Here is a 25,774-nt window from a genome sequence, read left to right as displayed (position 1 = left end):
TTAAAACTTATCAACAAAATCAATCGGTTATAGTTTTGTAAAAGTGATAAACCGGTCCGTGACCGTGTCCCACCGTTAACTTATCAGAATAACGGATAGCTTCCCAGAGATATTTTTTTGCCTTTTCCACCGCCTCGGGTACCGTTTCACACTGAGGAAGCAGCGTTGCAATAGCTGAAGACAGCGTGCAACCGGTGCCGTGAGTATTTTTGGTTTCGATTCTCTCGGCACGATAGACAAAATGATCCGTCCCATCGGTTAATAAATCGGGCACTTCTTGACCTGTCAAATGTCCACCCTTGAGTAAAAGCCAGGCACCTGTTTTCATCTTGGGTAAAAGCTTTTGGGTAAGAGCCGGCATCTCCTCTTCCGACTGAATTTCTGCCTCTTGGGCCAAAACTGCTGCCTCGGGCAAGTTCGGTGTCAAAACTGTTGCCAAAGGCAAAAGTTGATGAATCAGGGCTTGAACACAATTTTCAGGCAATAACCTGTCGCCGCTTTTAGCGACCATCACAGGATCCAAAACCACAAAGCGAGGACGATATCGATTCAATGCGTCAGCGACCGCATTTATCACCGCTTCATCGGAGAGCATGCCGATTTTTACCGCATCAATTCGAACGTCTTCAAAAAGAGTGTCCAATTGCTCTTTTACAAAAGCGGCCGGCACCGGACACACTCCCGTCACAGCACGGGTATTTTGTGCGGTTAGCGCCGCAATGACTCCGCAACCGTACCCGCCCAATGCGCTGATCGTTTTAATATCGGCCAAAACTCCGGCGCCGCCTGAGGGGTCCACGCCGGCAATTGTCAGTACATTGGGGATGGTCTTTACTTGCATAACGCCTCCAACACCTTCATTGTTCGTTCTGTTGCCCCGACATAGGCATCAGAAAATGCCTTGGCTTTTTCTTTGAGCTCGCGGAGTTTATCTGCATTACCCAACCACGCCTGGGCCAACTCAATGCCTTGTGCCACGTCGTCGACCTGATAAATAGCCCCTCCGGCTATTCCTCGCTGTACAACCATCGAGAAATTAAACGTACTGGGACCCACGATAACCGGCACGCCGACACTTGTCGGCTCAATCACATTTTGGCAACCGAACGGTTTAAAACTGCCCCCCATCAACGTGATATCCGACAAAGCACAATAAAAGAACATCTCTCCCATTGAGTCACCCAGAATAACTTGGGTATCCTCTCGGATGTCCGTGACATCCGCAAGTTCCGATCGTTTTTGGTACTTCAGGCCGGAGTTTTTAAGCATTTCTTCGACTTCAGCAAAACGCTGGGGATGACGGGGAACCAATAAATAGGTCACATCAGACTTAGCTCTCGTTTTCAACGCTTCGATAATCAAAGCCTCCTCGCCGTCTCGGGTACTGGCAAACATCACAACGGGGTTCTTCATTCGAGACTTCCAACGATGTGCAAGGCTAAGAGCTTCTTTCGGTGCTTTGATATCGAACTTAAGCGACCCCGTTATCACCGGCTCAACGGTTCCCATGGCACGAAAGCGTTCAGCATCACTTTCAGCTTGAGCACAAACCGCGTTAAAACGACCCATGGCTTTTTTCATCAAATCGGGCACACGCATGGCTTGGTTATAGGACTTTTCAGACAGTCTGCCGTTGACCAATACCATCGGAATGCCCAATGAATGAGCTTCTTCCAAAACGGTTGGCCAGACTTCTGTTTCCATCAAAAGTCCCATTGAGGGCCGGGTTTGTTTCAGGAACTTTCTGACAGCAAAAACAGCGTCATAAGGCAAAAAACACTGGCGGATACGGTCCGGTGCCATCTGCACGATTTTCTGACCGGCTTCGCGTCCGGTCGGAGTCATATGAGTGAGCAAAATATCGCAATCAGGCCATTGATCCAAAATCGCACGGATGAGCGGTCGCGTTGCATTGGTTTCTCCGACGCTGACTGCATGAACCCAAATAACGGGATGGCCTTGTCTCGGAGCCGGAAAGTCAGACCAGGCAAACCGCTCCCCCCAGTTTTTAAGATATGAGGGTTGTTTTCTGGCTCGCCAAAGAAGGTAAAGAGCCGCTGCCGGCAACAACGCCGGCACTAAAAATCGATAACTTTGCGGGGAAATGTTCATAACTTAAGAAAAGTCCTTCAAGCCGAGACGCTTTAAGGCCGATTTTACTTCTTCAACAGATGGGTCGGCACCCACTCCGCCCAAACTTTGAACGCACTGTCCGGTCAAGCCCACCAATTCAACCGGATAGTCCAAAAAAAGTCCCACGGTCGGTCGATCTGTTGCAGCAGCTAAATGGGTGAGGCCTGTATCCACCCCCACAACAAAGGTCGCCCGCTGAAGAACAGAGGCACAGTCTCGAATCGGCATACGGGGTAATACGGTACAAAAGTCACCTGCAAGCTGCGCGATACGCTTTACCCGTTCGTATTCCGGCTGTGCTCCCCATAATAGATGCACCTTAAAACCCCGTCCGTTGCAATCCTTGGCAAGTTCCACCCATTTCGACTCAGCCCACAGTTTTGTTTCACGACTGGTATTGACCAAAAACACCACATAAGGTTCGGACGATTCTTCTTTCTCGACAGTTTTTAATCCGAAATCCAAAGGAAATTGCCGATAGTCATAATCAAAAGCTGCTGCCAAAAGCATTCGGCAACGGGTCACAGCACTCAAAGACTTTGATACCGAGAAAGTTCTGTCATAAAAGCGGCTCGCCCAAGACTCCTTAATGCTGTCTTTGTCATAGCCCAAAAGAAACGATTTGGCCCAACGACCGATTACTGCACTCTTTAAAAGTCCTTGCAAATCCACCACACGTTCATAATGGGCAGACTGCAAGGCGGCTCTGACCTCGCCCGCTTCTTTCCAGGTCTGAGGACTGAAAACATTTTTGCGCCAACGTCGCACCTGTACTTCGTGGACAGTATCGACATAGCGACTCAGTTTAGGAATATCAGCAAAACTTTTTTCAACCACCCAATCGATTTTCAACTCCGGTTGGGCCCGCGCCAAATCAGCGACAGCGGGTAATGCGTGTATCACATCCCCCATCGAGGTTGTTTTAACGATTAAGGCGCGGCGCATCATGATTCCTTTTAACGACTTAACTTGGTTTCCAGTTCACGGCACAGGCGTTTACCGTACTCCACAGCCGGCTGATCAAAGGCATTGAGACCATAGAGAGTCGCCAACATCGTGGTCTTATGTTCATACAAGGCCATGAATGCGCCCAATGTTTCCGGAGTCAGTTTTTTGATCCGAATAGTCGTGACAGCATTGAAAAATTCTTCCGACGGACTTTGTCGCGTCACCAACGCCTCGGCCTGAGCCTGAGCATTGGCATTTAAGACCAGGTGGTGATGGGCGTGGGTGTGTCCGGGCTCGTCGCACCAAACCAAGTCGATGCTTGTGCGGCTGCTGCCGTCACGCAACCACTGGTAAAAAGAGTGCTGAGCTTCATTGCCGAAGCCACCCCAAACAGCCTGACCGGTACGCGTGGTAATGATCGAGCCATCAGGACGAACACTTTTACCCAAACTTTCCATTTCCAATTGTTGCAACCAGGCCACCACCAAACGCAAACGTTCATCATAGGGAAGCAGGCAATGACTCACCATGGAAAGTTTCGTAGAGTTCCAATAAGACAAAAGCGCAAGCGTCAAGGGCAAATTCTCTTCAGGCTTGGCGCCGATCATATGGCGGTCCATTTCGTGAGCACCGCGCAAGAACGCCTTAAAAACGTCAGGGCCCAAAGCAATCACCAAGGGCAGACCGATTGCGCCCCAAACAGAGAAACGACCGCCTACCCAAGACCAGATCGGGAAACGGTTTTCTTCCGGCAAATTCATTTCCTGACAGGCACTTTCCTTGGCGCTTACGAGAAACACGTGGCAGGCCCGTTCTTTTTGTGTACGGATGCCGGCTTTTTCATACCACTCATTGACAAGCTCCGCATTGAGCATCGTCTCACGAGTAGAAAAACTCTTACTGGAAATGACGGTAAGAGTGGTTTCAGGGTTGAGCACACCGAGAATACGATCGGCGAGCACCCCATCAACCGCAGACAAAAAATGCAACCGAATAGAAGGATTAATGTCTCTTAAAGCGTGATAGACCGCATGAGGTCCCATCTCCGATCCACCGATTCCCACATTGATCACATCGGTAATTTTTTTACCCGTTGCCCCTAACCATTGACCGTTGCGAACCGCCTCGGCTAACGCATACATACGCTCGCGCGTCTCATTGACCTCTTCATAGTGAGGACTTGCCGGATCCTCTGAACGAAGGGAGGTATGTAAGGCTTGTCTGTTTTCTGACGTGTTGACGACTTCACCCTTGAGCATTTTGACTTGACGCTCGAGTACCCCTTCTTTTTGTGCTTTGAGCAACAGTGCGTTGAATTCTTCTTCAGTTAAGCGCTGGCGTCCGATATTGAGCGTGAGTCCGCAAGCATTTAAATCACAGTCGGATCGTGTTTCTGACAAAAAAGCAATGGAACCGGTCATGGGTATGCACCTGTATGGAAAAAGATCGCCTGAAAGTCAGACGCTTCTAACAATTGTTGAGCAAATTGTACGTTGACGCGTTTCAAGGCGCCAGAGTCGGTACTTGTTCTAACCAATAGAAACAGGTTTTTCAGGCAAAAACGCAACACGATGCTTACAATTGTCGAAAAATAGCTTACTGAAGGATAACAACGTGGCTAATTGTTTCAGCCAAAAGAAGATTCTTGTTGCAGGCGACGCCATGCTCGACCGTTATTGGTTTGGCGACGCTAACCGCATTTCCCCTGAAGCACCGGTACCGGTTGTGCGTATCACGCGGGAAGAAGAACGTTTGGGGGGAGCCGCTAACGTCGCCCTCAATATCAGCGCATTGGGTGCCCGAGCCAAGCTTTTGTCCGTTGTCGGACGGGACGAAGCAGGCCTTATCGTCGAGCGCCTTTTAAAAGAAAAGGGCATTGAGCCGCACCTGCACGCTGACCCCGCTCTCAAAACGACCGTCAAATTACGCATTGTTGCCCGTCAGCAACAAATGCTTCGGGCTGATTTTGAAAATCGTCCTACCACTGCGATTCTTGCCGATCACCTCAGTGAATATGAAAAGTTAATCGACGATTGTGAAGTCGTCGTCCTCTCGGACTACGGTAAGGGCGGCTTGGATCACATCGCCCGCATGATTGATTGTGCCCGAAAGAAAAACATTCCCGTTTTAATTGATCCCAAGGGCAGTAATTACGATCGCTACCGCGGTGCAACGGTTATCACACCGAACCGAGCGGAATTGGCTCAAGTGGTCGGCGCCTGGGAAACTGAAGAAGAGCTTACCGAAAAAGCCCATGCGCTTCGTAAAAAACTCGATCTGACGGCGCTTCTTCTGACTCGCAGCGAAGAAGGCATGACGCTTTATACGGATGCAGGCGAAAAAACCATTCCCGCCCAAGCGCTTGAAGTCTATGACGTTTCAGGCGCAGGCGATACGGTCATTGCCGTGATGGCCACGATGATGGCTATGGGTCAGTCTCTTGAAGAAGCTATGCGCATTGCCAATCGTGCCGGCGGCATCGTTGTGGGTAAACTCGGTACCGCAACCGTGAGTTTTGACGAACTTTTTCCCGAAGGTTACGAAGACCTTTTTGCAGGAGAATCATTGTGAGTATTATCGTAACGGGCGCAGCCGGTTTTATCGGCGCCAATAATGTTTTAGCCTTAAATAAGCGTGGCTATACCGATGTGATTGCAGTCGACAACCTCACCCACGCCGATAAATTCAAAAACTTGGCCGAGTGCCAAATTACGGACTACTTTGACAAGCGCGACTTCATCGAATTGGTTCGCGCCCGCAAAATTGCCAAACCTGAAGCCATTTTCCACCAGGGAGCCTGTTCCGACACCATGGAAACCGACGGCCGCTACATGATGGAAAACAACTACCGCTACACTCTGGAACTCTTTAATTGGGCTCAGGAGTTAGGCGTTCCGATGATTTACGCATCGTCTGCTGCCACCTATGGCGCAAGCACGACGTTTGTCGAAGATCGTCGTTTCGAGGGGCCCCTTAACGTCTACGGTTATTCCAAATTCCTTTTTGACCAAGTGCTGCGTGCCAAACTTGCCAAGGGCGAAGTCAAAGCTCCGGTGATCGGTCTTCGTTATTTCAACGTTTACGGTCCGCACGAACAGCACAAAGGTAGAATGGCAAGCGTGGCTTTCCACCAATTCTTCCAATTCCGCAAAGAAGGCCACGTGCGTCTGTTTGAAGGCTGTCTGGGCTACGGTAACGGCGAACAAGAGCGCGATTTTGTCTATGTCGATGACGTCGTAGCCGTCAATCTGCACTTCTTTGATAAACCGGTTACCGGCATTTATAACTGCGGAACCGGTCGTGCGCAGCCTTTCAATGACGTCTCCTTGGGTGTGGTCAATGCTTTGCGTGTTCACGAAGGCAAAGAAAAACTCACGCTCGAAGAAGCTGTGAAAGCCGGCTTTATCCGTTACATCCCCTTCCCGGAATCATTAAAAGGCAAATATCAGGCATACACACAAGCCGATTTGACCAAGTTACGGGCTGCGGGCTGTGACGTTCACTTCAGAAGCGTTGAAGAAGGCACGGCCGATTACGTGGCAGACCTCTTGAATCGTTACCGCGACGTCAGCGCTGACCCCACCATTGCCGAAGCCAAATGAGTTTGAAAAAGGCAGCCTTTTTAGATCGCGATGGCGTGATCAACATTGATCACGCCTACGTGCACACCCCGGAAGAATTCACTTTCATCGACGGGGTGTTCGAGGCGTGTCGCCTGCTGCAGCAAGCTGGCTTTCTTTTGATCATCGCCACCAATCAAAGCGGTATCGGCCGGGGCTACTACACGGAAGACGACTTTCAAAAGCTTTGCCAATGGATGAAAGAGCGCTTTGAAGAAAACGGGGTTCGTGTAGATGACATATTTTTCTGTCCGCATCATCCTGAAAAAGCGCTTCCCGCCTACCGAATGGAGTGTGACTGCCGCAAACCGAAACCCGGCATGCTTTTAAGCGCCCAAAAGAAATGGAGGATCGACATGAAGTCAAGCCTCATGGTGGGCGATAAACCGGGGGACATGCAAGCGGCGTTGGCTGCAGGCGTCGGCACACGTATTTTTGTGGGTAAAGACGGCCTTTGCTGCCCTGAGCCCATAGCCGAATGCACTCACACGGCACGCAATCTTTTAGAAGCTGCAGAAATCATGGTTGGTAAATTTAAATGAGTACACGACTTCCTGCACCCGATTTTGAAAACAAGATCACCGATATGCAACATCTTTCGGAGCGTGCGTCACGCCTGCCGCATCCGATTGTGATGACAAACGGCGTGTTTGACATTCTGCACAGAGGGCATGTCACCTACCTTGCACAAGCCAAGGCCCTGGGGGCAAGCCTTGTGGTCGCGATCAATTCGGACAGTTCCGTGAAAATGCTGGGTAAAGGCGAAGAGCGACCGATCAATACCGAGGCAGACCGTGCGGCAGTGTTAGCCGCCTTGCAAAGCGTGGACTTAGTCGTCATTTTTGAAGACAAAGTCCCTCTAAAGGCAGTCGAAGCAGCGCAACCGGATATTTATGTCAAAGGCGGCGACTACAAAATTGAAGATTTGCCCGAAGCAAAGCTTGTGGCGACATGGGGTGCCAAAACCGTCACGGTGCAATTTGAGCATCAGCGCTCGACCACAGCACTTTTACAAAAAATCAGCAGTCTGAATCTGAAGCAAAAGAGCTGATACGCTCTACCGCTTCCCTTAAAAGCCTCAGGATTTTCACGGATTCTGAGGCTTTTTCTTTACCCTATGACAAAAATAAGGGTAAATACTAATATTGATATCCTATTGAATTACAAAGATATTTTATTTTATCTTTTTATTTGTTTACTTATTTATATATTTTGTCGACAAATAAGAGTACAGTTAAATCACCTGATTTTATTAGGTTTAAGTTTTTTTATTTCTCTTAAAGATAAATATTTTAATTGATTTTCAAGGAGTTAATAATGGATAGCAAGTCTCGTAGCGGTCGCTTTGATTTGTCGGCAAATGAATTGGTCGAAGATTTCAATGCCACCATCATGATTGAACAACGCAACTGTCCGTTCGATATCAAGGGCTCTCAAGCCCACGCCACCATGTTGGGTCGCCAAGGCATTATCAGTAAAGAAGATGCCGAGGCCATCTGCCGGGGACTCGATCAGGTCGCCCAGGAAATCCGTGACGGAAAATTCGAATTCCGCACGGCCGACGAAGACATCCACATGGCAATCGAAAAGCGCATGACTGAAATCGTGGGACCCGCTGGCGGTCGTCTTCACACTGCCCGTTCCCGCAACGATCAAACGACCGTCACCACCAAAATGATGCTGCGTGCCACCATTCGCGAAGTGCAAGGCGCAATCCGTGATCTGCAAAAAGAATTTGTTGACATTGCTGAGAAACATCTCGATGTCATCATGCCGGGCTACACCCATATGCAAACCGGTCAACCCATCCTCTTTTCTCATTGGATGATGGCCTACTTCTGGATGATGGAACGCGACTTCACGCGCTTTGACAACCTCTACCATCGCATGGGCCGCTGCCCCCTGGGCGCTGCTGCATTAGCCGGTACCGACTTCCCGATCGATCGAGACTTCACCGCCAAGGCTTTGGGTTTTGATGCTCCTACGGAAAATTCCATTGACTCGGTAAGCGACCGAGACCATATGGTGGAATTCAACGCCTGTGCCGCCATGTGCTACATGCACTTAAGTCGCCTCTCTGAAGAACTCGTTACCTTCTCCACGCAGGACTTCAAGTTCATCGAATTGTCTGACGACTTCTGCACCGGCTCTTCGATCATGCCTCAGAAGAAAAACCCTGATATCGCTGAAAAGATTCGCGGTAAAACGGGTCGCGTCTACGGCAACCTCATGGCTATGCTCACTATCATGAAGGGATTGCCCCTTGCATACAACACCGACCTCTCCGAAGACAAGGAACAGGTCTTTGACTCCATCGATACGCTTTTGGCAAGCCTTCGCATCATGACACCGATGATTGCCAAGATGACGATTAACGGCGAAAAAATGCGCCACAACGCCGATCTCGGCTACTCCAACGCAACCGACCTCGCCGACTACCTCGCTCGCAAGGGCGTGCCTTTCCGCGAAGCTCACCACGTCGTGGGCTCGATGGTGAATTACTGCATCAAGCACGGCAAACGACTCGACGATCTGACAATCGAAGAATATAAGAGCTTCAGCGACAAGATCGAAGAAGACATTCGTCACGAAATTGCTCTCGAAAGCTGCGTTAAAGCCCGGAAATCATACGGCGGTACAGCTCCTGAAGCCGTTCGCAAACAACTCGAGGTCGCTCACGGTGTCCTCGAAAACGAAGAAAAGACGCTTCAATGATTCGACTCTCTTTTAGGAATTAGTAAAAATGGAAACCGACTTAAATTTCTGGCTGCAGTTGGCGGTCATGCTCGTCTGTATCGGTGTCGGCGGACGCTTCGGCGGTGTCGGCCTCGGTGCTGCGGGCGGCTTGGGTGTGAGCATTCTGGTGTTGGGTTTTGGCCTTCAGCCCGCCTCCCCTCCCGTCTCGACGCTTTTGATTATCGTAGCCGTGATTGCCTGCACGAGTATTTTGCAAGGTGCAGGCGGCCTTGACCTCTTGGTACGTGTGGCCGAAAAAATGCTTCGCAAGTGGCCGAGCGCCATCACGATCGTCGGACCCTTTGTATGCTCACTATTTGTGGTTTTGTGCGGCACGGCTTATGTGGCTTTTGCTGTCTACCCCGTGGTGGCAGAAGTGGCGGCATCGGCTAAAGTCCGTCCGGAAAGACCGATTGCGGCATCAGTGATTTCTGCAGGCATTGCTGTAGTTGCCAGTCCCATGAGTGCCGCCATGGCCGCTTTGGTCGCAAGTCTCGCGATTTTGGACGTCTCGCTCATTCAAATTCTGGCGGTCTCGGTGCCTGCCTTTATCGTGGCCACGTTCTGCACGTGCCTGTCCGTTTTCTGGAAAGGTACGGAATTGGAAAAGGATCCTGAATTTATCCGTCGTGTCCAATCGGGACAATACCAAGAACTCATCGTGACCAAAGAAGACAAGCCCTTTGTCCCCACCAAAGCTCAGAAGCTTTCGGTCGGCATCTTCCTTTTGGGTGTTGTGACCGTGATCTTGTTCGGCACATTCAAAGAACTGCTTCCGAGCTGGGAAATGGCTGGCAAAGTCTCAACCCTTCCGATTCCGTCTCTGATTCAGATGATCATGTTGGCGTTCGGTCTTTTCATCATCGTCTTCTGTAAAGTCCCGAGCAGCAAGTTTGCCTCCGGCTCCGTCTTCGTCTCAGGCTTAATCGGTGTGGTGGGCGTCTTCGGCGTCTCCTGGTTAACGGGAACGTTCTTTGAAGCCTACAAGCCCCTCTTTGTCGGCCTTTTCACCGATATGGCTCAATCAGCCCCGATGCTTTTCGGCGTGGTGCTCTTTTGCTTCTCGGCTGTGATCCTCAGCCCTTCGGCAACAACTGCTGCTTTGATGCCGCTGGGTGTCTCCATCGGTATTCCTGCGGGCCTTTTGGTCGCCCTCTTCCCGGCCACCTGCGGTGACTTCATCATCCCGGGCGGCGCACAGATCGGTTGCACGGCTTTTGACCGTACGGGTACAACCCGATTGGGTAAATATGTGGTTAACCACAGCTACATCATCCCGGGCTTCGTTCACGTTATTTCGGGCGTTGCCGCAGGCTATTTCTTAAGCTTCATTTTCTTCTAAAATGTGAAGCACCTTGGGAGCGAAACACCGTTTCGCTCCCTTACCTGTCCGAATTCCTTTTTGATGGGTCTTTTTATGCAAAGCGAAAACACGCAACTCATTTCCGAACAACTCGCACGTTTCGTTGTTTGGACCAAATTTGAAGACATCCCCGAAGAGCTTGTCATCAAAGCTCAGCGTCACATTCTCGACTCGGTCGGCGCCGGGATTGCCGGTGCGGTAAGCCCCGAGACAAGACTGCTCAACAAAGTGTTTGCCATTTGCGGCGAAGCCAACGGCAACGTGCCGCTTTGGGGTAAGGGAATTAAGGTAAGCGCAAGAAACGCCGCGCTCAGCAACGGCGTTTCCTCTCACACTTTTGAACTCGATGACACCAACGGTTGTGACCACTCCGGTGCTGTTGTGGTGCCGGCTGCCTTTGCCGCGTTAAGCCTGTGTGACCGCCCGATTGACGGTAAAGAGTTCATCGTCGCTGTCACTTTAGGCTACGACTTGGCTCGCCGTGCACTGGAGTCATGCGGCGCCTATGAACCTCATAACGGCGCAGGCTGGCACTCTACGGGTACTTGCGGCGTATTTGGTGCAGCCGCAGCGGTCGGCCGTTTACTCGGGTTGGATGTTGAAAAGATGCAGGCAGCTCTTGGCATTGCCACGAGTTTTGCCGCAGGCCAGTGGTCCTTCGTGCATGACGGTGCGCAAAATAAGCGCCTTCACGTCGGCAACGCCGCCCACGGCGGACTTCTTGCCTGTCTGCTCGCCCGAGAAGGATTCACGGGTCCCAAAATGGCCTTTGAACAAGTCTGGGGCGGATTCTCCAAAACCTTTGCCCCGACAACACAGGATCCTGATGCCTGGCTGCGTGATTTGGGTAAAAATTGGAAGTTGGCTCGCGTCTCGATCAAGCCGCATGCCTCTTGCCGAAGCTCTCACTCCTCGATTGATGCCGTCAACATCATCATGGATGCTCATCAATTGAGCCCCTCAGATATTGAAAAAATTCACATTCGAATCAATCCGTTTGTGCACGGCATGTGCGGCGGCAGAAAGCTCGACCCGATGCCTGCAGCCCAAATGAGTATTGCCTACGGTATCGCTGCGCGCCTGGTTTTCGGTGGCGCCAATCTCACGGCCTACACCCGTACCAACCGCCACGATCCTCGTATTCGTCAGGCAATGGACTTGGTGGAATTTGAAATTGACAAATCCCAAAAAGACGAGGACGAACCGTTTGTCACCGTCATCACTCGAGACGGACACAGTTACACCGAGCGGGTGGAATTCCCCTTGGGTGCTCCGCAAAACCCTGTCAGCGATGAAGCGCTGATGAGCAAATATCGCGACATCGCCGGTATGGTTTTCCCGTCTGAAGTGGTCGAAGAGATTGCGCAATTCCTGCTTCATCTCAAGGATCAACCCTCGCTTGACCCGGTTGTGAAACTTTTAGGTTCCAAACCGACCACAACCGCACAATTTGATATCTGATCGCTGACTGTGCGCCTCGGTTTTCCGAGGCGCTTTTTTTGCCCATTTCCACCTTTTTTCTGACTGATTACCTCTCTGTGTGATTCCTTTTTCTGTCTTTTGTTATGATCAAAAGTATCAACAGTCGGAATTGAGGCATGTCAGGCAATTCTCAATACATCTCACTTGATGAAGCTGTGCAGCGTTACTGGAGTGCGCGCGCTCAAGGCTATAGTCTTTCAACTTCGGAAGAACTGTCAAACCCGGAAAGTGTCTACCGCAACCTTTTGAATCAATACTTAGGTAATGAATCCAATTTAAACAAACGCGCTTTGGATATGGGGTGCGGGCCGGGCTTTCTTGCCATTGAACTCGCACGATTGGGTTTTGAAACCATCGGTGTGGATTCGTGTGCTTCGATGCTCACAGAAGCTCGCAAAAATGCTCAAGCATTCAATATCCGCTTCATTGAAGGCGATGCCGCACTCAACCTCTTTGCCGAACAGTCTTTTGATGTCATCGCCTCCCGCAACCTTGTGTGGAATTTACACGATCCCGAAAAAGCCTACCGCCAATGGTTTCGTTGGCTCAAACCTAAAGGAAAACTGATTGTTTTTGACGGCAATCATTATCGATACCTTACCGATCACAATCGGCATGACCGCCCTCACCGGGAAACTCACCGACATTTAGGCAACGTAGATATCTCCATCATGGAAAACATTGCTAAAACACTTCCCATGAGTGCGGTGGATCGCCCTGATTATGATCGAAATGTTCTGAAGTCGATCGGTTTTACTAATATTGACACCATCGTCTTAAACCAAACAGACGGTGAAATCCACGATTTCGCCATTATTTGTGAAAAAGACTATGCAGATTGACACGCTACTGAAAGCCGTCCAAGACGGAACAATGGATATCCGGGAAGCCAAAGAACAATTAGCCCGGGCCCCCTTTGAGGATCTCGGTTTTGCCAAACTTGACACCCATAGGGCATTGCGCACCGGTTTCGCCGAAGTGGTTTACTGTCAAAATAAGGCCGATGATTTTCTGGTGGAAATTTTTAAGCGCCTGCTGCAAACCAACGGCGAGGTGATGGGTACCCGCTGCTCGCCGCAGCAATATGAGTTACTCAAAAAACACCTGCCGGATCTGCACTACGATCCGGTAAGCCGCATTGCAAAAATTGAAAAGGCCAAAACCCGAACGGGACTGATTGCTGTGTGTACGGCAGGTACCGCTGACATTGCCGTCGCAGAAGAATGCGCACAGACGGCTGAATTTTTCGGTCAAAACGTCGAGCGCTTTTACGATATCGGGGTGAGCGGTTTACACAGACTCCTTGCCAAAATCGACCGTATTCAGAAAGCCAACTGTGTGGTCGCAGTTGCAGGCATGGAAGGAGCTCTGGCGTCAGTGATCGGAGGACTGGTTGCCAATCCCGTTATCGCCGTTCCCACTTCTGTCGGCTACGGCGCTAACCTGCACGGCCTCTCTGCCCTCCTGACGATGATTAACAGCTGCTCAAACGGCGTAGCCACCGTCAACATTGATAACGGTTTCGGGGCCGGTTTTCTGGCCTCTCAGATCAATCGACTTGCAACACGAAAGGAATAACAATCATGACCGCTTTAGTATTGGACGCCCAAACCGGTATCAGCGGTGATATGACCGTTGCGGCCCTTTTGGATTTAGGGGCCAGTCGCGAAAAACTGCTCTCAGTTTTAAAGAGTCTGCCCGATCAGCAGTTTGAAATTACTATTTCCCGAGTCAAGAAAAACGCTCTGGATGCGTGTGATTTCAAAGTCACACTCAAAAACGGTGCTCCCGACAATGACCACGACATGAATTACCTCTTTGGTCAAAAGCACGAGCATCACCACGAAGAGGATCACGGACACGAAATCGCTCATGATCATCATCACCATCATCACGAGCACCGCCATCTTCATGACATCTTTGCAATCATTGATCAAACAGTCGCTACGCCCCATGCGAAGTCTATTGCGAAGAAAATTTTCACGATTGTGGCTCAAGCCGAAGCCAAAGCTCACGGTGTTGCTGTAGAAGAAGTGCATTTTCACGAAGTAGGCGCACTGGATTCGATCGTTGATATCTTATCGGTGGCTGTATTGATTGACGATCTCAATGTCGATCAAGTCATTGTGACCGCATTGGGTGAGGGGTACGGTGAAATTCGTTGCCAACACGGTATTTTGCCGATTCCGGTACCGGCCGTATCGCACATTGCCGAAGCGCATGCCTTGACATTCACTCGCATTGATTGCCGGGGCGAATTTGTCACCCCCACCGGCGCAGCTATTGTCGCCGCACTGAAAACGGCTGACAAACTCCCGCAACAATACAAAATTATTTGCTCTGGCCTCGGAGCCGGCAAACGCGCTTACGAGCGGGCCAGTCTTTTGTGTGCAAGCCTCATAGAAACCGCCGAACAAAATCCCCATCTTGATGAAGTCGTACAAATGAGCACCAACATTGATGACAGCACGGCTGAAATGTTGGGCTTCACGCTTGAAAAGCTTTATCAGGCAGGCGCCTTGGAAGCATGGTTCAGTCCCGTATTCATGAAGAAAAACCGTCCGGCTTACATCCTCTCGGTGCTTTGCAAACCCGAACGACAGGAAGCACTTGAAAACATCATTTTTGCCAATACCACTTCGATCGGTATTCGTTACCGGACCTGGCAGAGACGAATTTTGAGTCGCAAAATGATGACCGTCTCCACGCCTTACGGAGAAATTTCGGTCAAGGCCTGTGAAGTGCCGGATGAAACAGGTGTTTTTCACACAAGATACTATCCTGAGTACGACAGCGTGAAAGCGTTGGCGCTTGAAAAACACGTGGATTTGGCCACCCTTTATCGACTTGCTCAAAATGCAGCAGAAAATGCCTGATATCGAACGACTCCGAGAGCATTTCCGATTGACCATCACCGGCCCTGCAACCGTAGCCTTTTCGGGCGGGGCCGACAGCGTTTTAGTGCTGAAGCTCACACTGGAGACCGCCCGCAATCGTTTTCCTGTGTACGCTGTTTACGCCGATACCCCTTGGATGCCCAGAGCTGCTCTTGAAGAGGCTCAAAATATCGCAAAGGATTTTCAAACAGATCTGCATATCATTCGCCTGGACTCTCCCCAATCCATCGGAATTGAAAACAATCCCAAAGACCGTTGCTATCGGTGTAAGAAAAATATCTTCGCTGCACTCAAAGCTTTTGCCGCCGAACACGGCTGCTCGATTCTGCTTGAGGGCACTCAATTGGACGATCTCAACAAGTACCGTCCCGGCCTTCAGGCTGTTCGGGAGTCAGGTGCCCTCAGCCCATTGAAAGATTTGGGGCTGCACAAAGCCGACGTCCGCCATTTTCTTACTCTCTTTAATATTGAAGCGGCCAAAAAGCCCTCGGGTTCCTGTTTGGCTACTCGCCTGCCTTATGGTCAGACTCTTGAAACAGAACTACTGAAGCGAATTGATACTGCCGAGCAATGGCTCAGAGCTTTTGATTTGGGAACCGTTCGGGTTCGCTCACATGGAGAAATTGCCCGAATTGAAGTCAGTAGGGAAAATTTACAAAAAGTTCTTTGTATCCATGAACAACTGACTCAAAAATTCAAATCGCTCGGTTGGAAATACGTCACACTAGACTTGGAAGGTTTTCGATCCGGCAGCATGGACTAGGTCTTTGGCTCTTCTGCGCCATTTTCTAATCACAATTCTTTACTTCCATGCATTTTTGTAAGTGCATTACAAACCAAAGGCGCTACACTGAATTTGTTATGGGAAACTGGAAAAAGGAGTAAGTCCATGTCTGTTATTCTCGATCCCATCAAAATGTGGGAAGAACTTCATAAAATCCCTGAATTGGCCATGCAGGAAGTGAAAACTTCTGCCTACGTTGCCAAGACACTTCAAGAGTTGGGCATTGAAACCCAAACCGGCATCGGTGGCACAACCGGTGTATTGGGTGTGATCAAAGGAGCTGAACCCGGTCCTGTCGTCATGCTTCGCGCCGACATGGATGCCTTGCCCTTTACTATTGACGGTAAAGAATGTGCCATTCACGCCTGCGGTCACGATTCTCATACGGCTATGCTGTTGGCTGCGGCAAGCCGCCTCAAAGATAAGGTGAAGAAAGGCACCCTTAAACTGCTTTTCCAACCTGCCGAAGAATCCATCGCCGGCGCCTTGGAAATGATTAAAGCCGGTGTTGTCGATGATGTGGATTACGCCTTAGGCGCTCACATCCGTCCGATTCAGGACGTTGCCGCAGGCAAGATTTGCCCGGCAGTCAACCACACGGCTTCCAACACTTTACAAGTCGTCGTTCAGGGGCGAAGCGCTCACGCTGCACGTCCGCACCTTGGCGTCAACGCTATTGACGTCGCCTGCGCCATCGTTCAAGGCACACAAAACATGTGGTTTAACCCGACCAACATCTGGTCGATGAAATGCACGCAATTCCACGCCGATCAGGGCGCTACGAATTCCATCCCTGAAAAAGCGGTCATCACCTTCGACTGCCGTGCTCAAACGAATCCCATTATGAAGGATTTCCGTGATCGCTTTGCCAAGTTGGTGCAAGGTACAGCTGAAGCCTACGGCGCAACGGCCACGATTTCCGAATTAGGTTTCTGCCCGGCTGCTGAATACGACGAAGACTTCAAGCAAATGGTTGCTGAGTCCATCGTCCGCACTCAAGGAGAGGATGCGTTGGCTCCGGCTTGCGGTGGCGGTGGCGAAGATTTCCACTACTACAAGATGCATAAACCCACGATGAAAGCGGCCTACTTCGGTTTAGGTGTCGGTGCAACACCCGGCCTTCATGCCGCAACCATGCATTTTGATCCTCAATACCTGCCGATGGGTGTTGATGTGATGGTCGATGTGGTTGAACGCTTAATCGGTTAATACCGTTTTGAATTGAGGCAAAAAAGGGAGCTCATCATGGGCTCCCGATTTTTTATTGTGTGCATTTTAGAGAGGCAACAACTGAGACTGTTCCATTAAGTGTGCTCTCAGAAGTGCGGAAGCTTTTTCAGCGTCCCCCAATCGAATAGCTCTCAAAATCTCCCGTTCCTGATGAGCGATGTCCAAAAAGAATTGTCTGTCCATATTGGCAATACGGTGAGACGTTTTTTCAAAATAAGTCACCAATACTCCGGAGAAAACCTGAAGAACCCGATTGCCGCATCCTTCCAAGAGCAATAAATGAAACTCTCGGTCAAATTTATCAGCCACCAAAGGCTCATCGGCGTGCTCTTCTATCTTATTGAGCGTCCCTTCCAAACGGGAAGCCAATGCAGGCGTAATACGACGGCTCACGAGCGGCATTAAAGAACATTCCACCAAGGCACGTGCTTCGATAAATTCCTGAACATCAAAATTAGCAACGTCAAAACGCATCTGAATTTGATTGCGAAGACTGCTTGCCCCCACTTCCCGAACGGTCGTTCCGCGTTTGGGTGTGCGAACAAGGATGCCCATCTGAGTGAGAATGTCCAACTCTTTACGAATACGGTAACGTGTCACACCGAATCGTTTGGCCAATTCCGTCTCCGTATCGATGCGTTCACCGTTTCTTGCCTGTTTTTGCAAGTGATCCCGAATTTGTTCAAACAAATTGTCGTTTTGTTGCATTTTGTTCGAATGCCTTTCAAAAAATGTTGAAGGCATTATAGGCTGATTCATTGCTACTCATTGATTATCTTTAAAAATTTTAGGGGTATCTCCTTATAAAATAGTTTAATATTTGTCGACAAATAAGGAGTTTCCCGATAAGATTCTTTTGATATATCAGCTGATATTTGTGCCATAAACGCTTGAAAAATGAAGATTTTCAACAATTAGTCTCTGTCATTTTCGAAAATGTTGATATTTGTTGAAAATGAATTCAGTTTGAAAATCCCGCAAAAGGCGCATACGATTAGCCGCAAATACGACGGAGTGTTTTTTTGCTCCTCTCTTAGGTCTTTTTCCAAGGAAAATAAAAATGGTTGATGTCCAATTTTGGCTCCAGCTCGCTGTCGTTCTGGTCTGCTTGGCCGTGGGCGGCCGCTTCGGCGGTGTCGGTTTGGGTGCGGCAGGCGGCTTCGGCGTCAGCATCCTCGTTCTTGGCTTCGGCATGCAGCCGGGCTCTCCTCCTGTTTCCGTTCTGTTAATTATCACGGCCGTGATTGCCTGTACGAGTGTTTTGCAAGGCTCGGGCGGTTTGGATTATTTGGTCGGATTGGCCGAAAAGCTGCTTCGCAAGTGGCCGAGAGCCATTAACTTTGTCGGCCCGGTCGTCTGCTCCATCTTCGTTATTTTCGTGGGTACGGCCTACGTTGCTTTTGCCGTTTATCCGGTGGTCGCTGAAGTGGCTGCCTCTCAGAAAATTCGTCCTGAAAGAGCTGTCTCTGCCTCTGTGATCTGTGCCGGTATCGGCGTGATGGCAAGCCCGATGAGTGCCGCCATGGCTGCCATGGTGGGCATCATGTCCGCTTACGGCTACACGCTCCTGGACATTTTGAGCGTGTCTGTTCCCACGTACTTCATCGCCGTTTTGGCTGCCTGTCTGTCCGTGAACTGGCGCGGTTGTGAACTCGAAAAAGATCCTGAATTCCTGCATCGTGTTCAAACCGGACAATACACCGAGTTGCAAGTGACTCATACCGATCGCATCACTCAGGAACCCACTAAGGGTGCCAAGATCGGTGTGTTGATTTTTGCTATCGGTATTCTCACCTCCATTACGATCGGTTCTTCCGAATCGTTGCGCCCGTCTTGGGAAATCGCAGGCAAGATCAGCCAATTGCCGATTCCTTCCTTGATTCAAATGGTGATGCTTGCCACGGCCTTGCTGATCATCGTAGTGTGCAAAGTGCCGAGCGACAAATTCGCCTCCGGCTCCGTTTTCCGCTCCGGTTTGATCGGTGTGGTGGGTGTTTTCGGTATCTCTTGGCTCACGGGCACGTTCTTTGATACGCACAAAGACGTCTTCGTACACTACTTCTCTGATATTGCGAGCTCTTCGCCCATCATTTTCTGTGTAGTGTGCTTCTGCTTCAGCTCCGTGATCTTCTCACCGACCGTGAGTACCACGATTTTGATGCCGATCGGTTTGGCTTTGGGTCTGAGCCCGCAACTCTTAGTCGGTATCTGGGCTTCCTGCTACGGTGACTTCGTCATCCCGGGTGGCGCTCAAATCGGTTGCACGGCTTTTGACCGTACCGGCACCACTCGCTTGGGCAGCTTTGTGTTTAACCACAGTTACATGCGACCCGGCCTGGCATTTGTCATCGTCGGTACTGCTGCCGGTTGGTTCATCTCTCAAATGATGCTCTGATCCACACTCTGAAGAGTTCTTTTAAAGCGGGGAGACGGCCTCCCCGCTTTTTCAATTCAAATACAAATACTTGCTTTAGAAGTATTTCTTTCACAGATATTTCACGCATTTTTACATTTTATGTTACAAAACCTTAGCGTTAACCCTCACGAAAAAAATCATAATCAGCAGCTTTTTTATTACCTATTAGGGATTTTTACCTACCTACTTTGTCAAAATTTACGGGTAATCCCTAACGACTTTTGTTTACTTTTGTTAAGACGCCTGAAACATTTGTCCTTATCTCAAAAACTAAAGCGAGAGCGGGGCCACAAAAATGTTTGCATATGTGACAATGCACTTGCTTAGAAAGGGTTACGGAAACGTAGCCTCTTCTATTGTTATAAGAGAAATAAAGGAAACTTACCATGATTGGTTTAGACTTTTGGCTACAACTATTAGTTGTGCTTATCTGCTTGTTCTATGGCGCTCGTAAGGGCGGCATGGCATTGGGTTTGTTGGGCGGCGTCGGCTTGCTCGTCTTGGTTTTTGGCTTCGGCCTCAAACCCGGCAAACCCCCGGTCGACGTGATGCTCACGATTTTGGCCGTGGTCTGCGGTTCCGCTACCTTGCAATCTGCCGGTGGTTTGGACTGCCTGTTGCAAATCGCTGAAAAGATTTTGCGTCGTAATCCCCGCTACGTCTGCTTCCTCGCTCCGTACGTCTGCTGGTTCTTGACCGTGTTGTGCGGCACGGGCCACGTCGTATACACGATGTTGCCGATTATCTATGACGTTGCCATTAAGAACAACATCCGTCCGGAACGTCCGTTGGCCGGTTCCACGATCGCCTCTCAAATGGGCGTGATCTGCTCTCCGGCTGCTGTGGCTACCGCTTCCACGATCGCCATGTTGGAAGGCTACACCATCAACGGTCAGCCCTTCGGCTTCGTTGACCTCTTCTCCATCACCATCCCTGGCGGTATCGTCGGTGTGTTTGCTGTGGGCCTCTTCTCCTGGTTCCGCGGTAAGGATTTGGACAAGGACGAAGAATTCCAAAAGTTGATTTCCGATCCGGAAATGAAGGAATACGTCTATGGTGAAACCGCTACCTTGATCGGTCGCAAGTTCTCCAAGAAGCAATGGCTGTCCCTGTACCTCTTCTTGGGTGTGGTCGTGATCGTTGCCATTCTCGGTATGTTCCCGCAATTGCGTCCGAAAGGCTTGTCCATGACGCTTGCCATTCAAATGTTCATGTTGATCGCCGGCTCCTTGATGGTCATCTTCTGCGACGTTAAGGCTTCTGACGTGGCTAAGAACAGTGTGTTCCGCTCCGGTGCTGTGGCTGTCGTGGCCGTGTACGGTGTGGCTTGGATGGCCGATACGATGATTGCTGCTCACTTGGCTGACTTGAAGAACGCTTTGGTCGGTTACGTGAACCAATATCCGTGGACATACGCTGTCGTGTTGCTCTTGGTTTCTAAGTTCGTGAACTCTCAAGCTGCTGCTTTGGCTCTTATCGTTCCGGCTGCCTTGGGCGTGGGTGTCTCCCCCGGCATCATTGTGGCTTTCTCTGCCGCTTGCTACGGCTACTACATTTTGCCGACCTACCCGTCCGACTTGGCCGCCATTCAATTCGACCGCTCCGGTACGACTAAGATTGGCCGCTTCGTGATCAACCACTCCTTCATCATCCCGGGCTTGACCGGTGTGATCGTGGCTTCCATCACGGGCTGGTTGCTCGCTGCTATGTACGGTTTCGTATAGTCTGAAACCCTATTGCGAGTCAATAGCAAATGATGTACGGCAAGTAGTTGAATAAGTTCAATTACTTGCCGTTTTTCTATGATGAGTAAGAAACGGCGCCTCTAATCAAACCCCTTATTTAACGCGCCGAAAAATATTAAGGAGATAACAAAAAATGGCTCAAGCTGTTGAATTTAAATACGCTCCGATGTTCCAACTCGGTAAAGACGACACGGAATATTACTTGTTGACCAAGGATTACGTCTCCGAAGGCGAATTTGAAGGTCACAAGATTTTGAAAGTTCAACCGGAAGCTTTGACGCTTTTGGCCAAACAAGCCTTCCATGACACGAACTTCATGCTTCGTCGCTCCCACAACGAACAAGTAGCCAAGATCCTCAAAGATCCGGAAGCTACCGATAACGACAAGTATGTTGCTTTGTCCTTCCTTCGCAACGCCGAAGTGGCTGCCAAAGGCGAATTGCCCTTCTGCCAGGATACCGGTACCGCCATCATCCACGGTGAAAAAGGTCAGGCTGTATGGACCGGTTTCTGCGATGAAGAAGCCCTCTCCTTAGGCGTGTTCCAAACGTACACCACCGATAGCTTGCGTTATTCTCAAAACGCTCCGCTTTCGATGTACGAAGAAAAGAACACCAAGTGCAACCTGCCGGCTCAAATCGATATCGAAGCCGTCGAAGGCAATGAATACAACTTCTTGTGTGTCGTCAAGGGTGGCGGCTCTGCCAATAAGAGCTACCTCTTCCAAGAAACAAAAGCCATTTTGAATCCGAAGACACTCGTTCCCTACCTCATCGAAAAGATGAAGACCTTGGGTACGGCAGCCTGCCCTCCGTATCACATCGCTTTTGTGATCGGCGGTACCTCTGCTGAAAAGACGATGCTCACCGTGAAGCTTGCCTCCACGCACTTCTATGACAACTTGCCCACCACGGGTGACGAAACCGGCCGTGCTTTCCGCGACGTCGAACTCGAAAAGACGCTTCTGGAAGCTGCTCAAAACATCGGTTTGGGTGCTCAATTCGGCGGTAAATACATGGCCCACGACGTGCGCGTCATTCGCTTGCCGCGCCACGGCGCAAGCTGCCCGGTCGGTATGGGCGTGAGCTGCTCGGCTGACCGCAACATCAAAGCCAAGATCAACAAGGACGGTGTTTGGATTGAAAAACTCGACTCCAACCCCGGCGAATTGATTCCTGAAGAATTCCGTAAAGCCGGTGAAGGTGCAACGATCAAGATCGATCTGAACCAACCGATGAGCGAAATCTGCAAGGAATTGTCCAAGTACCCGGTTTCCACTCGTGTGTCGTTGACCGGCACCATCATCGTGGCTCGTGACATCGCTCACGCCCGTATGAAGGAATTGCTCGACAGCGGCAAGGACCTCCCGCAATACATCAAGGATCACCCGGTACTCTATGCAGGTCCCGCAAAGACTCCGGAAGGCCATCCCTGCGGCTCAATGGGTCCGACAACGGCTAACCGTATGGATCCGTACGTTGACCTCTTCCAAAGCCACGGCGGCTCCATGGTGATGATTGCCAAGGGTAACCGTACTCAAGTGGTGACCGATGCTTGTAAGAAGCACGGCGGTTTCTACCTCGGCACGATCGGCGGTATTGCTGCTGTTCTTTCCGAAAGCTCCATCAAGAGCATTGAATGCATCGAATGGCCCGATCTCGGTATGGAAGCTGTCTACAAGATCGAAGTTGAAGACTTCCCGGCCTTCATTTTGGTCGATGACAAGGGCAATGATTTCTTCAAACAAATCAAACCCCGTTGCACGATCAAGTGCGAAAAATAATATTCGATTAAAAAACTTGGTTTTTAATTGAATTGTGAGCCGGACCCGTTCTCTTGGGTCCGGTTTTTTCGACTCTAACTGTCTGATTCAGTTGACTCTACCCGTCAAGCGATAGAAGAAATTTTTTGCTCCGATAGAAATTAACCTAGTTTTACATCTGAGCATCCTTTTTATGTCTAAATGCCCATTGACACCACCAATTTTGACAAGAATAATAGAACTGTAACGAATACTTTGACGGGACTTTTTTAAAACAGGAAAAGCCCCGTAGTGGTTGTGTGCGCTTTTTTCTCCACACAACACTCGTAAACATATTTTTTTCGACAACTTGGAGCTAAATATGAAAACCGAATGGAGAGGCTTTAAAGGTACTCATTGGGTTGATGAAGTCGACGTTCGTGACTTCGTTCAAAACAACTACACTCCCTATGACGGCGATGACTCGTTCCTGCAGCCGCCTACCGAAGCGACCTCCAAGCTTTGGGATATCCTTCAGGGCCTGCAAAAGGAAGAACGTGCCAAAGGCGGTGTGTTGGACATGGAAACGGAAGTGGTTTCCGGAATTACCGCTTATAAAGCTGCCTACATGGCCGAAGGCACAAAAGACCTTGAAAAGGTGGTGGGACTTCAGACCGATAAACCTCTGAAGCGCGCCTTCATGCCCTTCGGCGGCATTAAGATGGCCGAACAAGCTTGTGAAACCTATGGATACAAGCCCAATCCCAAATTCCACAAGATCTTCACCGAATACCATAAGACGCACAACCAGGGTGTCTACGATGCCTACACGCCCGAAATGCGCCTGGCTCGTAAAAACAAAATCATCACGGGTCTGCCCGATACGTACGGCCGCGGCCGTATCGTGGGCGACTACCGCCGCGTGGCGCTCTACGGTATTGACTTCCTGATTGCCAAGAAAAAGGAAGACATGGCTCATTGCGGTTGCGGCATCATGACCGACGATATTATTCGCCAACGCGAAGAAATCACCGATCAAATTCGTGCCCTCATGCAAATGAAGGAAATGGCTGCCGACTACGGCTATGACATTTCCGGACCGGCTAAAAATGCCCGTGAAGCCGTTCAATGGCTCTACTTCGGCTACCTTGCTGCCATCAAGACGCAAAACGGCGCCGCCATGTCCGTCGGCCGCATCTCCACGTTCCTGGATATTTACATCCAGCGCGATTTGGCCGAAGGCACTTTAACCGAATCCGAAGCCCAGGAATTGATCGATCACCTGGTCTTGAAATTCCGCATGGTGAAGTTTGCCCGTATCCCGTCTTACAACCAACTTTTCTCCGGTGACCCGGTGTGGGCCACGTTGGAAGTGGGCGGCTTGGGCATGGACGGCCGTTCCATGGTCACCAAAAATGACTTCCGTTTCCTGCACACGCTCGAAAACATGGGACCGTCTCCGGAACCGAACCTGACGATTCTTTATACGCGTCATTTGCCGAAGGCCTTCCGTGACTATGCCGCGAAGATCTCCATCAACACGTCTTCCGTTCAATACGAAAACGATGATGTGATGCGTCCGATCTGGGGTGATGACTACTCCATCTGCTGCTGCGTCTCGGCAACCGAAACCGGTAAAGAAATGCAGTTCTTCGGTGCACGCGCCAACTTAGCTAAGTGCATGCTCTACGCTATCAACGGTGGCGTTGATGAACAAACATTCATGCAGGTGGGACCGGAACTTCGTCCGATCACGTCCGAATACCTCGACTACGACGAAGTCATGGAACGCTTTGACAAGATGATGGATTGGTTGGCTGGACTTTATGTCAACACCCTCAACTTGATTCACTACATGCACGATAAGTACTACTACGAAGCAGCAGAACTGGCTTTGATCGATACGGATGTGCGTCGTACGTTTGCCACCGGTATCGCAGGCTTCTCTCATGTAGTCGACTCCCTTTGCGCGATTAAGTACGCCAAGGTTAAGACCGTGCGTAACGAACAAGGTGTGGTTGTCGGTTACGAAACCGAAGGCGATTTCCCGCGCTACGGCAATGATGATGACCGTGCCGACACGATCGCTGTGTGGCTTTTGAAGACCTTCATGAAGAAGCTTCGTAAGTTCCACACGTATCGCAATTCCGAACCGACGACGTCTATTTTGACGATTACCTCCAACGTCGTGTACGGAAAGGCTACCGGCGACTTGCCCGATGGCCGCAAGTCCGGCGAACCGCTCTCTCCGGGTGCAAACCCCAGTTATGGAGCCGAACAAACCGGATTGCTCGCTTCGCTCAACTCTGTGGCGAAGTTGCCTTACGAATATGCGTTGGACGGCATCTCCAATACGCAAACCATCAGCCCTGATGCGCTCGGCCACTCGCTTGAAGAACGCATCAATAACTTGGTTCGTGTGATGGACGGTTACTTTGCCCGCGGTGCTCACCATCTCAACGTCAACATTTTCGGTACCGAAAAATTGATTGACGCGATGGAACACCCGGAAAAACCGGAATACGCCAACTTCACGATCCGTGTCTCGGGCTATGCGGTCAAGTTTATTGACCTCACCCGTGAACAACAGCTTGACGTGATCTCACGTACTTGCCACAAATCGATGTAATTAACTGACCGGGCACGCTGTGTTTCCTAGAAAACAGGAAACCCGGCGTG

21 protein-coding genes are annotated in these 25,774 nt (G+C 50.2%); 16 read left to right on the top strand and 5 right to left on the bottom strand.

Annotated elements, in window-relative coordinates; translation table 11 throughout:
• Nucleotides 1-19: 19 nt before the first annotated feature.
• The 4 genes from thiD to H5985_RS01185 are packed head-to-tail and all read right to left on the bottom strand — an operon-like array spanning nucleotide 20 to nucleotide 4,502.
• Nucleotides 20-841, bottom strand: a complete 822-nt coding sequence (gene thiD / locus H5985_RS01200; protein WP_205049485.1) for a bifunctional hydroxymethylpyrimidine kinase/phosphomethylpyrimidine kinase — start codon at nucleotides 839-841, stop codon at nucleotides 20-22.
• Nucleotides 832-2,112, bottom strand: a complete 1,281-nt coding sequence (locus tag H5985_RS01195; RefSeq protein ID WP_205049484.1) for a 3-deoxy-D-manno-octulosonic acid transferase — start codon at nucleotides 2,110-2,112, stop codon at nucleotides 832-834. The genes thiD and H5985_RS01195 overlap by 10 nt, the downstream gene beginning before the upstream one ends.
• 3 nt (nucleotides 2,113-2,115) lie before the next feature.
• A complete protein-coding gene (gene waaC / locus H5985_RS01190; protein ID WP_205049483.1) occupies nucleotides 2,116-3,081 on the bottom strand; it encodes a lipopolysaccharide heptosyltransferase I in 966 nt (321 codons plus the stop codon).
• Nucleotides 3,082-3,089: 8 nt separating this feature from the next.
• Nucleotides 3,090-4,502 carry a glucose-6-phosphate isomerase gene (locus H5985_RS01185; RefSeq protein WP_205049482.1) on the bottom strand — a complete coding sequence of 471 codons (1,413 nt, stop codon included), beginning with the start codon at nucleotides 4,500-4,502 and terminating at the stop codon, nucleotides 3,090-3,092.
• A gap of 193 nt (nucleotides 4,503-4,695) precedes the next feature.
• Between H5985_RS01185 and rfaE1 the strand changes: the two genes are divergently transcribed.
• The 12 genes from rfaE1 (at nucleotide 4,696) to H5985_RS01125 (ending at nucleotide 17,172) form a co-directional block, all read left to right on the top strand.
• Complete coding sequence (rfaE1, locus tag H5985_RS01180; protein ID WP_338124940.1) at nucleotides 4,696-5,652, top strand: D-glycero-beta-D-manno-heptose-7-phosphate kinase; 957 nt, start codon at nucleotides 4,696-4,698, stop codon at nucleotides 5,650-5,652.
• On the top strand, nucleotides 5,649-6,683 hold the full coding sequence (gene rfaD / locus H5985_RS01175; RefSeq protein ID WP_205049481.1) for an ADP-glyceromanno-heptose 6-epimerase: 1,035 nt from the start codon (nucleotides 5,649-5,651) through the stop codon (nucleotides 6,681-6,683). Before rfaE1 ends, rfaD begins: the two co-directional genes overlap by 4 nt.
• Complete coding sequence (gene gmhB, locus H5985_RS01170; RefSeq protein ID WP_239481494.1) at nucleotides 6,680-7,243, top strand: D-glycero-beta-D-manno-heptose 1,7-bisphosphate 7-phosphatase; 564 nt, start codon at nucleotides 6,680-6,682, stop codon at nucleotides 7,241-7,243. The genes rfaD and gmhB overlap by 4 nt, the downstream gene beginning before the upstream one ends.
• Nucleotides 7,240-7,752 (top strand): D-glycero-beta-D-manno-heptose 1-phosphate adenylyltransferase, encoded by a 513-nt coding sequence (gene rfaE2 / locus H5985_RS01165; RefSeq protein ID WP_205049480.1) that lies wholly within the window; start codon nucleotides 7,240-7,242, stop codon nucleotides 7,750-7,752. Before gmhB ends, rfaE2 begins: the two co-directional genes overlap by 4 nt.
• 266 nt (nucleotides 7,753-8,018) lie before the next feature.
• Nucleotides 8,019-9,416 (top strand): argininosuccinate lyase, encoded by a 1,398-nt coding sequence (argH, locus tag H5985_RS01160; RefSeq protein WP_205049479.1) that lies wholly within the window; start codon nucleotides 8,019-8,021, stop codon nucleotides 9,414-9,416.
• Between the two features lie 28 nt (nucleotides 9,417-9,444).
• Nucleotides 9,445-10,779 (top strand): anaerobic C4-dicarboxylate transporter family protein, encoded by a 1,335-nt coding sequence (locus tag H5985_RS01155; RefSeq protein WP_205049478.1) that lies wholly within the window; start codon nucleotides 9,445-9,447, stop codon nucleotides 10,777-10,779.
• 75 nt (nucleotides 10,780-10,854) lie between these two features.
• Entirely contained in the window at nucleotides 10,855-12,261 is a 1,407-nt protein-coding gene (locus tag H5985_RS01150; protein ID WP_239481492.1) for an MmgE/PrpD family protein, read from the top strand.
• A 137-nt stretch (nucleotides 12,262-12,398) separates the two neighbouring features.
• Nucleotides 12,399-13,124, top strand: a complete 726-nt coding sequence (locus tag H5985_RS01145) for a class I SAM-dependent methyltransferase (RefSeq protein ID WP_205049477.1) — start codon at nucleotides 12,399-12,401, stop codon at nucleotides 13,122-13,124.
• Nucleotides 13,114-13,860: a nickel pincer cofactor biosynthesis protein LarB gene (larB, locus tag H5985_RS01140; protein ID WP_205049476.1), complete on the top strand. Its 747-nt coding sequence runs from the start codon at nucleotides 13,114-13,116 to the stop codon at nucleotides 13,858-13,860. The genes H5985_RS01145 and larB overlap by 11 nt, the downstream gene beginning before the upstream one ends.
• Before the next feature lie 5 nt (nucleotides 13,861-13,865).
• Nucleotides 13,866-15,158 (top strand): nickel pincer cofactor biosynthesis protein LarC, encoded by a 1,293-nt coding sequence (gene larC / locus H5985_RS01135; RefSeq protein ID WP_205049475.1) that lies wholly within the window; start codon nucleotides 13,866-13,868, stop codon nucleotides 15,156-15,158.
• Nucleotides 15,151-15,942, top strand: a complete 792-nt coding sequence (larE, locus tag H5985_RS01130) for an ATP-dependent sacrificial sulfur transferase LarE (RefSeq protein WP_205049474.1) — start codon at nucleotides 15,151-15,153, stop codon at nucleotides 15,940-15,942. Before larC ends, larE begins: the two co-directional genes overlap by 8 nt.
• A 126-nt stretch (nucleotides 15,943-16,068) precedes the next feature.
• The gene (locus tag H5985_RS01125) at nucleotides 16,069-17,172 is read left to right on the top strand and encodes an amidohydrolase (protein ID WP_205049473.1); all 1,104 of its coding nucleotides are present in this window, start codon (nucleotides 16,069-16,071) and stop codon (nucleotides 17,170-17,172) included.
• A 66-nt stretch (nucleotides 17,173-17,238) separates the two neighbouring features.
• Here the strand turns inward: H5985_RS01125 and H5985_RS01120 are convergent, their stop codons facing one another.
• Complete coding sequence (locus tag H5985_RS01120) at nucleotides 17,239-17,901, bottom strand: FadR/GntR family transcriptional regulator (protein ID WP_239481490.1); 663 nt, start codon at nucleotides 17,899-17,901, stop codon at nucleotides 17,239-17,241.
• A gap of 352 nt (nucleotides 17,902-18,253) precedes the next feature.
• Here H5985_RS01120 and H5985_RS01115 point away from each other — a divergent pair, with 352 nt between their 5' ends.
• The 4 genes from H5985_RS01115 (at nucleotide 18,254) to pflB (ending at nucleotide 25,724) form a co-directional block, all read left to right on the top strand.
• Entirely contained in the window at nucleotides 18,254-19,588 is a 1,335-nt protein-coding gene (locus H5985_RS01115; RefSeq protein ID WP_205049472.1) for an anaerobic C4-dicarboxylate transporter family protein, read from the top strand.
• Nucleotides 19,589-19,995: 407 nt separating this feature from the next.
• A complete protein-coding gene (locus H5985_RS01110; RefSeq protein ID WP_205049471.1) occupies nucleotides 19,996-21,333 on the top strand; it encodes an anaerobic C4-dicarboxylate transporter in 1,338 nt (445 codons plus the stop codon).
• Between the two features lie 154 nt (nucleotides 21,334-21,487).
• The gene (locus tag H5985_RS01105; protein ID WP_205049470.1) at nucleotides 21,488-23,137 is read left to right on the top strand and encodes a fumarate hydratase; all 1,650 of its coding nucleotides are present in this window, start codon (nucleotides 21,488-21,490) and stop codon (nucleotides 23,135-23,137) included.
• 340 nt (nucleotides 23,138-23,477) lie between these two features.
• Nucleotides 23,478-25,724: a formate C-acetyltransferase gene (gene pflB, locus H5985_RS01100; RefSeq protein WP_205049469.1), complete on the top strand. Its 2,247-nt coding sequence runs from the start codon at nucleotides 23,478-23,480 to the stop codon at nucleotides 25,722-25,724.
• Nucleotides 25,725-25,774 lie beyond the last annotated feature (50 nt).

This window comes from Parasutterella secunda (assembly GCF_016901835.1).
GTDB lineage: Bacteria > Pseudomonadota > Gammaproteobacteria > Burkholderiales > Burkholderiaceae_F > Aphodousia > Aphodousia faecavium.
This window is presented reverse-complemented; position numbering and strand designations above follow the sequence as displayed.